This is a genomic window from Candidatus Zixiibacteriota bacterium, from assembly GCA_040752595.1.
Classification (GTDB): Bacteria; Zixibacteria; MSB-5A5; order WJJR01; family WJJR01; genus JACQFV01.
The window spans coordinates 39,882-49,834 of sequence record JBFMGX010000047.1; the positions used below are offsets into that span (position 1 = coordinate 39,882).

The window sequence follows — 9,953 nt, forward strand, 5'->3', positions numbered from 1 at the left end:
TGGCATGCAGGGTGCGCGCTTCGCACGCACCGCCGGTCCACGAGTCAGGAGCACAGGGCTCCTGACCTACAGCTACGAGCTGCCCCTTTCGCCGTGACCGCGAATCTGATAACCTCTCCCTACGGGAGAGGTCGATCCCTGCCTGCCGGCAGGCACGGCGCCGTAGGCGGATCGGGGATCTCCTCCGCCCGTTCGGTTTGTACGATCATGAATCCGCATGACCTGCGACGCCGCGCAGCGCATATTCCCTCACGTGACTTTGGCATTCAACGAAAGGACGCTGACATGAACCTGAAACCTGGTGGAGCGATCGTGGGCCGCCTCCATGCGGCATGTACTGCGGCACTCGTCTGCCTCGCCGCGACGGCACAAGCGGCCGATCCCCTTCCTGTCGCATTGCCGCTGTTCGGCTCGGAACGCGTCAACACGTACTTCGCCGACGTGACATACGACCCGTCCGTCCCCGCGCCCGAGTCCATCCTCGGCTTCGCGCTGGGCACGCGCCCGGTTCATTACGATCAGGCGGTCACCTACTTGCGCGCCCTGGCCGATGCTTCGCCCCGGGCCGAGTTGATCCCCATGGGAGCAACCTACGAAGGGCGGACGCTCTACTATATGGTCATCAGCTCCGAGAAGAACCTCACCGACCGTGAGACGATCCGCGCCCATATCGCCAGTCTGGCCGATCCGCCGGCAACGGGCATGGTGGCCGGCGGCGACGTTACCCTGAAGTCCTCACCGGTCATCGCTTGGATGGGATATTCCATCCATGGCGATGAACTTTCCGGCGTCGATGCGTCGCTGTGGGTGGCCTATCACCTCGTCGCGGCCGACGATGCGGCGACGCGACGCATCCGCGACAGCGTGCTGGTTCTTATCGATCCCAGTCAGAATCCGGACGGCCGCGAACGGTTTCTGGCGCAGGTGTTCTCTCTGGCCGGACAGGTCCCCTCCTTGGACGCGCAGAGTCTGCAACATGACGGCTTCTGGCCGTGGGGGCGCGGCAACCACTACCTCTTCGACATGAACCGCGACTGGCTGCCGTTGGTCTTGTCCGAAACACGCGCCCGCACCGCCGCGATCCTGCATTGGAATCCGCAGTTGCTGGTCGATGCGCATGAGATGTGGCCGTTCTCCAGCTTCCTGTTTTCGCCGCCGCGCGAACCGATCAACCCCAATATCACCAGCACGATTCGGACATGGTGGAACGTGTTCGCCGCCGATCAGGGCAGGGCGTTCGATCGCCACGGCTGGAGCTACTACACGCGCGGCTGGTACGAGGAGTGGTATCCCGGATACACGAACGGGTGGTGCCTCTACCTGGGCGCCGTTGGGATTCTCTATGAACAGGCCGGCGTGCAAGGGGCCGGTGTCAAGCGTCCGGATGGGACGACGCTGACCTACGCCCGTGCGGTCGCCCAACAGTCCGTCAGTTCACTGGCCAATCTCACGACGGCGGCCGATCACCGGACCGGGTTGCTGGGCGACTATGCCCGCTTCCACCGCGACGGCGCCGCCGGTGCCACACGCGCCGGACGAGGCGCCTTCATCCTGGCACCGTCGGGCAACAGCGGTCGGGAAGGGGAATTCCTGACAACACTGAAACGGCACGGTCTCCGTGTGGAGAGGGCCTTCGAGTCCTTCCAGGCCACTGTTATATCAGCACAGGGCGAGCGCCGTACGCGACGCTTTCCCGCGGGGACCTACCTTGTCCCCTTGGCCCAGCCGCGCGGATTGCTGGCACAGGCCATCCTCGAGTTCGACACGCACTTATCCTCGGAGTTCCTCCAGGAGGAGCGGCGGGAACTGGAGAAGGGAAAGGGAACACGACTGTATGAAGTCAGCAGTTGGTCGCTCTCCCACGCCTACGCGCTGGACATCAGTCATGCCGATGCCATGCCGGGCGTGCGGACGGAACCGTATGACACCACGGCCATCTCCCCGACCGGGGCCGTGCGCCGTGCCGACGCTGGATACGGCTTCCTGCTGACAACGATGGACGATCGCAGCAGCATCGCCCTGGCCGCGCTGCTGGAGGACAGTCTGCAAGTCCGAGTTGCGATGAAGCCGTTGGTCCACGACTCGATCATGTATGCCGCCGGGACATTCCTCCTGCGCCGATCCGAGAACCCACCCGATCTGGCCGACCGTCTGGCGGTCATCGCCCGCTCGACCGGCGTGGACTTCATCGGCGTCTCCAGCAACGCCGCCTCGTCGGGACCGGACCTCGGCTCGGACGAATTCGAGTTGCTGACACAGCCGCGGATCGGTCTGTTCGTCGGCACCGGCATCGACTTCACGAGTTCCGGCTCGTTGTGGTACCTGCTGGATCAGCGGTTGAAGGTCCGTCACTCCCTGCTCGACATCAGTCAGTTGTCTCGCTACGATCTGTCCCATTACAACGTCTTGATCCTGCCGTCCTACTGGGGCGGCGCGGGCGGTCTGCGCATGGAATTGGGACCGGCGGGGCTGGAGCAATTGCGCACGTGGGTCAAAGCCGGAGGAACCTTGATGGCTCTGAACCAAGCGGCTTACTTCTGCGCCGATTCGGCCAGCGGCCTGTCCGCCGCGCGCGAGAAAGGCGCCGTGCTCGAGAAACTGGACGAATACGATCAGGCCTATCAGGACGAGCGCGCCGCGTTTCTGGCCACCGTTGACACCAATGCCGTCTGGCGCGGGACACCGGTCACCGTTGCCCCCAAGGAAGCCAAGCCTCCGCAGAAACTGGAGAAAAAAGAACTCGAACGCCGCGATCAGCGGGCACGCCTGTTCGCACCGGAGGGAGTCATCGTCCGTCTCGACCTCAATCCCGAGCACTGGTTGAATTTCGGCGTCGGTGATCACGCCTCCGCGTTGCTCTACACTCGTCAGGCACTGCTCGCCAAGGATCCGGTCGAGGCGCCGGCGCGCCTGGCGACGGCATCCCAATTGCGCCTGTCCGGCTTGATGTGGCCGGAGGCGCGAGAACGATGGGCCAAGACGGCATATGCAACACGGGAGCGCGTCGAGAAGGGACAGATCGTCCTTTTCGCGGGCGATCCCTTCTTCCGCGCGTACTTCCACGGCACCAAGCGGCTTTTGGAAAACGCCATTCTCCTCGGGCCGGGCCTGGGCACAAGCCAACCGATCCCGTGGTAGCACGGCCGCGCGATCGCCACGATAGCGCAGAGTCGGTTGCACAACCTCGTTAAGACTGCGGCTCGGCATTGCGTGGGTGAACAAGGGGCTTAAGCCCCTTGTTTGCCGGTCATTACGATAGTCCGTGAGGATTGTGCAGCCGGTTGCAGCGAGCCCCGCTGTCAAGACTGGCGCCTCGCGTCCGATAACGTATCAAAGATGCCGAGGCGGAGGTACCTGGCCCGCTTGGGGGGGCTGTGAAATCGCGTGCCCGAATCCTCATCGTCGACGACGAGCCGTTGGTCCGCCGGATGATCCGCGAGATCCTGTTGCGCGAAGGGTATCCTGTCATCCACGAAGCGCCCGACGGTCAGTCCGCCCTGACGAAGATTGAGAAGCATCGCACCGACATTGTCATCACCGACATCCGCATGCCGCACATGAGCGGCATCGAGCTTCTGATTCAGATCAAAGCCCGGTTCCCGCATACCGCTGTGATTGTCATGACCGGATTCGGCGATGTGCATACGTCCGACGAGGCCAAGTCGCTCGGCGCCGATGAATACGTGACCAAGCCGATCAAGCCGCGCGAGATCGAGGTCATCGTCGAGCGCGTCCGGATGCGGCAGATGGTCTCCCGGCCGGGTGTTGCTCCCGCCACCGTGCCGGCCAATTGATTTCACCATGGTCTTTCTTCCGGTACAGTCTTCACCTGGTACGATGAACGTGATAACCTCTCCCTCCGGCTTGCCCCGAGCCGGGTCGAGGGGGAGAGGTCGCCCGCCGCAGGTGGGCGGGTGGGGGAGTTCTTCATTGGTTCATCGTGATGCGACCTCGTAGATTGCCCCCATCATGACCGGAGGAAAGCGATGATCGCGATCCGCTCGCTGCAACGCGCCGACCTTGAAGCGTACGGCGAACTCTGCCGGTACTGCTTTGATATGCCGCCGGAGTACGTCCCATTCTACACCTCGTGGGTCAGCCATCATCTCGCGCATACCTGGGGTGCCTTCGAGCAGAACCGTCTGTGCACCGGCCTGTGGTACTATCCCTATGAGATGCGCGTGGGGGAGGGATTTGTGCCCATGGGCGGTGTCGCGGCGGTGGCGACCGCACCGGAATGCCGCAACAGCGGCATGGCCCGCATGTTGATGACCCACGTCCACCGCCAGATGCGCGCCGAAGGACGGCCGCTGGCCGCGCTGATGCCCTTCAAACACGGCTTCTATGGCAGCATGGGGTACGCCGACGTCTTCTTCATGAATGACTGCATCATTCCCCCCGAACAGATCGCGCGGCGCGATGTCGGCACTTTGCGTGTGCGTCTGGTCGACGGCGAACGGGAATGGCGCACGCTGGAGGATCTGCATCAGGCATACGGAAGCCGCTATTTCGGCACGGTCCGGCGCAACGCCCTCTATTGGCGCATACGCTATCTGACCATCCACCGGGAGATCAAACGCGTCTACCTGATCGAGCGCGGCCGGACACCGGCGGGATTCGTCATCACCAATCTGGGACGCGATGAGACGACCGGCAAGATGCGTCTGACCGTCGCCCAAGCCGTCTGGAACGGGAGCGATGTCCTCGATGCGATCCTACAGTTGTTGCGATCACACCGCGACCAGGTGCACACGGTCGTCTGGCGGTTGCCCACGGACGTGCGGTTGTTCGACCGCATGACGGATCCCCGCATCACCGTGGCGCTGAAACCGAAGAAGATGCTGAAACTCGTCGATTTCAAGGGGGCGCTGGAGCAGCGGATGTACCGTCGCGATCTTGACGCTCTCCTGTCGGTGGAGCTGACGAGTGATGTCACCAGCCCATGGAATGGGGGACGCTGGCGTGTGGAGTGGCGCGACGGATATGCCCGGGTGCGCAAGGCCCGCCCCACCGATCGACTCCCGGATACCCTGCGCGCCGACATCCGTACGATGGCGATCCTGTATTCCGGCTTGCAGACAGCCGGGGAACTCATCGCCGACGGTGCCATCACGGTGAAGGGAGATGCCCAGACATATCTCGACTCCGCGTTTCCCCGTGCTATACCGTACATCGACGATTGGTTCTGACGCGTCCAGCAGGGATGACAATCCCGGACAGAATGCCCTTGCGCCGGCGGTACGCGGGGTCGATCTTGGTGTATCGGGCCCTGGCATCCGGCCCGAGGGTCTCGGGCTGACGCAAGGAGGGGAGCCATGGATGACATGCGGAACGGAACACGGGTGCTGTCTGCGATTCTCGTATGCGCGCTGGCGACGGCTCTGATCCCGTCTGGGGGAGCGGCTCAAACGGCGGAACCGATCGTCATCGGCGCCGTGTATTCACTGACGGGACGCGATGCGGCCTTCGGCCAAGAGGGACTCGCCGGGGTCAATGTCGCCCTGGAAGAGATCAACGCCAACGGTGGGATCGGCGGACGGCCGATGGCACTCCGAGTCGTCGACGACCAATCCAATCCGATTTTGGCGGCCGAGGCGGTGCGCTCGCTGGTGAAGGCGCACCATCCCGTCGCGATCATCGGTTCCAACACGTCCATGGTGACATCCGCCGCCGCGGTGGCGGCGCAGTCGGTCGGCGTGCCGCTCGTGGTTCCGGAAGCCACCAATCCGGCCATCACCTCGATCGGCGACTGGGTCTACCGCGTCTGCTTCTGCGATCCCGATATGTCGGGAGCTCTGGCGTCCTATGCCTACAACGACCTGGGTCTGCGGCGCGTGGCGATCCTGACCGAGGAACGGCACGACTACACTGCCTCCTTGTCCCGCTATTTCCGTGACCGGTTCACGGCACTCGGCGGGGAGATTGTCTACCAGGGCGGGTACCCGGCAGGAAGATCCGACTTCTCGGACGACTTGCGTCAAGTCGCCGCTCCCCACCCCGATGCGATCCTGGTGTCCGGCTTCTATCCTGAGGCGGGAGCCATCGTGACGGCGGCCCGGCGCCAGAATCTCAACGTGGCCTTCCTCGGCGGCGACGGCTGGGAATCCGACGGGCTGTTCGACGTCGCCGGCGACGCCATCAACGACAAGTCGCGGATCTACATCGCATCGCACTTTTCCGCAGACGCCCATCGCGCGAAAGTCCGCGGGTTCGTGGATGAATTCCGTGAGCAGTTCGGACGTCGCCCGAACACGTCCTCGGCGCTCGGGTACGATGCCCTCGGAGTGATTGCCGGTGCGCTGGAGGACGCCGCCGAGCCGACGCCGGCCGCCCTCAAGGCCGCATTAGCTCACGCGCACCATGAAGGCGTGACCGGTCACATCGAAATGAACGTGTCACGCAACCCGACCAAGAAGGTGATCATCCTCAAGGCCGAACCTGCTCGCCGGTTCGCCTATGTCGAGGCGGTCATGGGCGCTCAATCACCTCCGGCGGAGGATGCCATCAAAGAGTGAGCGTCCCGCCCATCGAAGCCAAACGGCCCACGGGGTTCACCCATGGGCCGTTCGTATGTCTGTTCCCGCCGGGCTATCCCTGTGATCGGACGGTGGGATCGACGATTTGAAGCACCCGCAGCCATTCCGGATCGTTGCGCAGCTTCTGCAAGCGCTCGGGAGCCGCGTTGCCGGAGAATTCCTTGTACTTCTTGCGTACTTGGTCATCTTCCCCGGCACGCGACAGCGACACGAGCAGGCGGACATAAACATCGAAGGGATCATCGGCCAGTTTGCGCGCCTTGTCAAACTCCTTGGCGGCGCGACGATAGTCGCCGGCGAGAAAACAGGCCTCTCCCAAACCCAATTGACTGGCGAATGACTTCTTGTCGAGCTTGACGGCCTGCTCGTAGTCGTCGATCGCCTTGCCATATTCCGTGAGAGCAATGTAGAACCCGGCGCGGCGCCGGTAGGAATCGGGATTCGTCGGATCCATGTCGATCAGATGCCCGGCACAGGCCACGGCGTCGAGGTAGCGACTGGCGTTCCGATGGAGCTGCGCCGCCGCCAGGAAGTCCACCCTGGCTTTCTCCATATTCCCCGCCTTGAAGTAGGCCCAGCCACGGTACTGGATCGCCCCCGCATTCTCCGGATCGAATTCCAGACCCCGATCGTATGCCTCGATGGCCGCCTGCCAGAGTCCACGGTCCAGCAGACTCTTGCCTTCGGCAAAGTGGCCTTTGGCCCGCTTCAGAGGATTCACCTTGGGTACAAGGTCGCTCTTGCTGACCGTCAACGTGGAGGTCGAGCGCGCCTTCACTGCCACCGAGGTCGAGTAGTCCTCGTAACCGTCCAACTGGAGCACGATCTTGTGATCGCCTGCCGACATCCGTTTGAGCTTCTTGGCGTTCTTGCCGTAGAGCACGTCGTCAACGAAGATCAGGTAGTCCTCAAAGTCGGTGTTCAAGTTCACGTTGCCGTAGGCGACGGGGGCCGATTCCTCGGTCTCTGTTGGGGAGGACTCCGCCGGCGGACGGGTCGCAAAGGCGATGGCGGAACCGGTGTCGTAGACCAGCGGCACCAGAGCGAAGGCCAACTGCGCGTTATCGCGGGCGGGACGGATGACGGTCCCGGTTTGACTCTCGTACCCCTCGGCGGACGCCGTGAGCTGGTACTGGCCGGGCGTGAGGCCATCGAACGAATACAGACCGGCGATGTTGGTCGTGACTTGTCTTCCGTCTGCCGTCCGCAGCGTGGCACTGGGGAGAATGCGGCTGGTCAGTCGATCGACGACCACGCCGGTGATCGAACCGCCCTGTGGGCCGGCCGCCATGTGGGTGATCCCCACCGCAGCGAGGATAACGAGAACCACGAGTGCCGCTCCTTTCAGCCAGAAGGCCGCTGTGAATGTGTGCCCGTGGCGGATTTCGTACGTGCGGCCGCCGAGGACCACTTGCTCCCCGGGTGTCAGCTTCGCGCCCAACGGGAACTGCAAGGACCGCCCCGACAGACGCGCCGTTCCGCTCGGTGGCTTGACCCCCTCGACCGGAGGCAGTGGTGCCAAGCGCGGTCGCGCCGGTTGCGTGGTCTCCGGGATGCGTGAGGGCGCGGATGTCGCGGCATCAGCCAGCCCGGGCCTTGAATCTGCGGCAGGCGACGGGGCTGCCTCTGGCCTTGCTTCGACCTTCGACGACGGAGGCAGTGTTGTGCTCCGCGAAGGGGGCGGTGCCGCGTTGAGCGCTATCAACTCGGCCTCGCGCGCCTTGGCATCATAGCGGATGCCGTTTTCCGATGGAGTTCCTGTCGATTGTGAGTGATCCAGGTCGACCGGCTGGAGACCCGCCGGGGGGTCGGCCACCGCGGTGGCCGGTCCGCGTCGTGAGTTGTCCGGCGTCGGACTGCGACGATCGCGCCTGGGGCGAGGAAGGTCCTGCAAGTGCATCTCTGGCTCACCACTCGGGGTTGGTGGTCGTGATCCGCTCGGGCCCGGATCAGGCCGGGACGGGGAGGCAGACGTGTCCACGGTTCTCTCCTGGCAAAGAGGTCTCTAATATTCGCTTTCGCGCGTTTCTCCTCGATTTATCGGCAGGGGAGAAGCGTGGCTTGAGAGGGGTCCATGTACCGGAGCTTGGGTTCCTGCCGGCACCGGGATACCAGGAACAGGGTGAGCCCGCCGGGCTATTCCATGTTGACCAAGGGCGCGGCACTGCGTAGAATTGGGCGACGATCGGCAAGAGAGGGCGCCGCGGCGGCGCAATCCACCGCAACAGAGTGAGCGATCTCAATGGCATCTGAATCGAGACACGATCAGTCCGATACACCCGACCCCGCGACGGGCACGACCTCCAACCGCTATATCCTCCTGGCCGTGATCGCCGTGGCCGTTGTGGCGGCGGTCTACCTCCTCAAGTCCAACATGGAGCCGCCCCAGTCGGGTTCAACGGAGCAGTCGGGCGAGGTTGGGATGACCGATCCGGACGGGATACTGATGGACACGACGATGATGCAGGAGCTCTCGCACCAGATCGAGCACATCCGCTCGGTTCTCGCCAGGGACAGCTCGAACTTCGATGCTTGGGTGGCGTTGGGGAATCTCTACTTCGACAGCCGTATGGCCGAAGAGGCCATCATCCACTACGAGCGGGCGCTACAGTTGCGTCCCGGCGATGTGAATGTCATGACCGACCTGGCAACGATGCAGCGCGAAGCCGGACGACCGTCCGAGGCCGTCGCGACCCTCGCCCGCGTGGTCGCCATCGATTCGGTGCATCCGCAATCGTGGTTCAATATGGGCGTGATTTATGCCTTCGATTTGAAACAACCCGAGGAAGCCATCGCCGCCTGGCGCAAGTTTCTTGCCTTAAGCGACAGTTCCGAGCACACCGAGGCCGTCCGCAGAGAAATCGAGAGTCTGGAAAAGAATTCGGGCAAGTAGAGGCGACCCGGTGGGTCGCCCACGGGCGAGGTCGTGCCACCGACCTTGGGGCCCGTTGAAAAACCCCGGCACGTACACAACACGACGCGAATCCACGTGGTCACAGAATCGTGAGTTTGTGGACGCCACGCGTCTCGCGTGACGCCCTGGCGCCAGCCGAGGGCGGCTGGCGTCCACACCAATGCTCTTTCAAGAGGCCCCTTGGTCGGGGACGGATCGGCAACGGTTGTCTGCCCGCGACCTGTGATCGCGGTCCTCTGACGATGCCGTCCATCCGCGATCAGAGATCGCGGTTTCTCAATGGGTCCCTTTCATCCGCGATCAGAGATCGCGGCCACACGACTGCCACAGTTGTGGCAACCCGCCACCTCGCCCTTGTTGCGTGCCCGCGACCTGTGATCGCGGTTTCTCAATGGGTCCCTTTCATCCGCGATCAGAGATCGCGGCCACACGACTGCCACAGTTGTGGCAACCCGCCACCTCGCCCTTGTTGCGTGCCCGCGATCTGTGATCGCGGTTTCTCA

6 protein-coding genes are annotated in these 9,953 nt (G+C 63.5%); 5 read left to right on the forward strand and 1 reads right to left on the reverse strand.

The features are described from left to right. Positions 1 to 285: 285 nt before the first annotated feature. The 4 genes from AB1792_11050 to AB1792_11065 all read left to right on the forward strand — a co-directional run bounded on the left by AB1792_11050 (position 286) and on the right by AB1792_11065 (position 6,515). Positions 286 to 3,138: a M14 metallopeptidase family protein gene (locus AB1792_11050; GenBank protein ID MEW5702751.1), complete on the forward strand. Its 2,853-nt coding sequence runs from the start codon at positions 286 to 288 to the stop codon at positions 3,136 to 3,138. Positions 3,139 to 3,374: 236 nt separating this feature from the next. Beyond that, the gene (locus tag AB1792_11055) at positions 3,375 to 3,794 is read left to right on the forward strand and encodes a response regulator (protein MEW5702752.1); all 420 of its coding nucleotides are present in this window, start codon (positions 3,375 to 3,377) and stop codon (positions 3,792 to 3,794) included. Between the two features lie 192 nt (positions 3,795 to 3,986). Continuing rightward, positions 3,987 to 5,189, forward strand: coding sequence for a GNAT family N-acetyltransferase (locus tag AB1792_11060; protein ID MEW5702753.1), 1,203 nt, complete (start codon positions 3,987 to 3,989; stop codon positions 5,187 to 5,189). Positions 5,190 to 5,315: 126 nt separating this feature from the next. Then, a complete protein-coding gene (locus AB1792_11065) occupies positions 5,316 to 6,515 on the forward strand; it encodes an ABC transporter substrate-binding protein (GenBank protein ID MEW5702754.1) in 1,200 nt (399 codons plus the stop codon). Positions 6,516 to 6,588: 73 nt separating this feature from the next. On the opposite strand, the gene AB1792_11070 is transcribed toward AB1792_11065, so the two are convergent. Further along, positions 6,589 to 8,436: a carboxypeptidase regulatory-like domain-containing protein gene (locus tag AB1792_11070; GenBank protein MEW5702755.1), complete on the reverse strand. Its 1,848-nt coding sequence runs from the start codon at positions 8,434 to 8,436 to the stop codon at positions 6,589 to 6,591. 342 nt (positions 8,437 to 8,778) lie between these two features. On the opposite strand from AB1792_11070, the gene AB1792_11075 reads away from it, so the two are divergent. After that, on the forward strand, positions 8,779 to 9,429 hold the full coding sequence (locus tag AB1792_11075; protein MEW5702756.1) for a tetratricopeptide repeat protein: 651 nt from the start codon (positions 8,779 to 8,781) through the stop codon (positions 9,427 to 9,429). Positions 9,430 to 9,953: the final 524 nt, after the last annotated feature.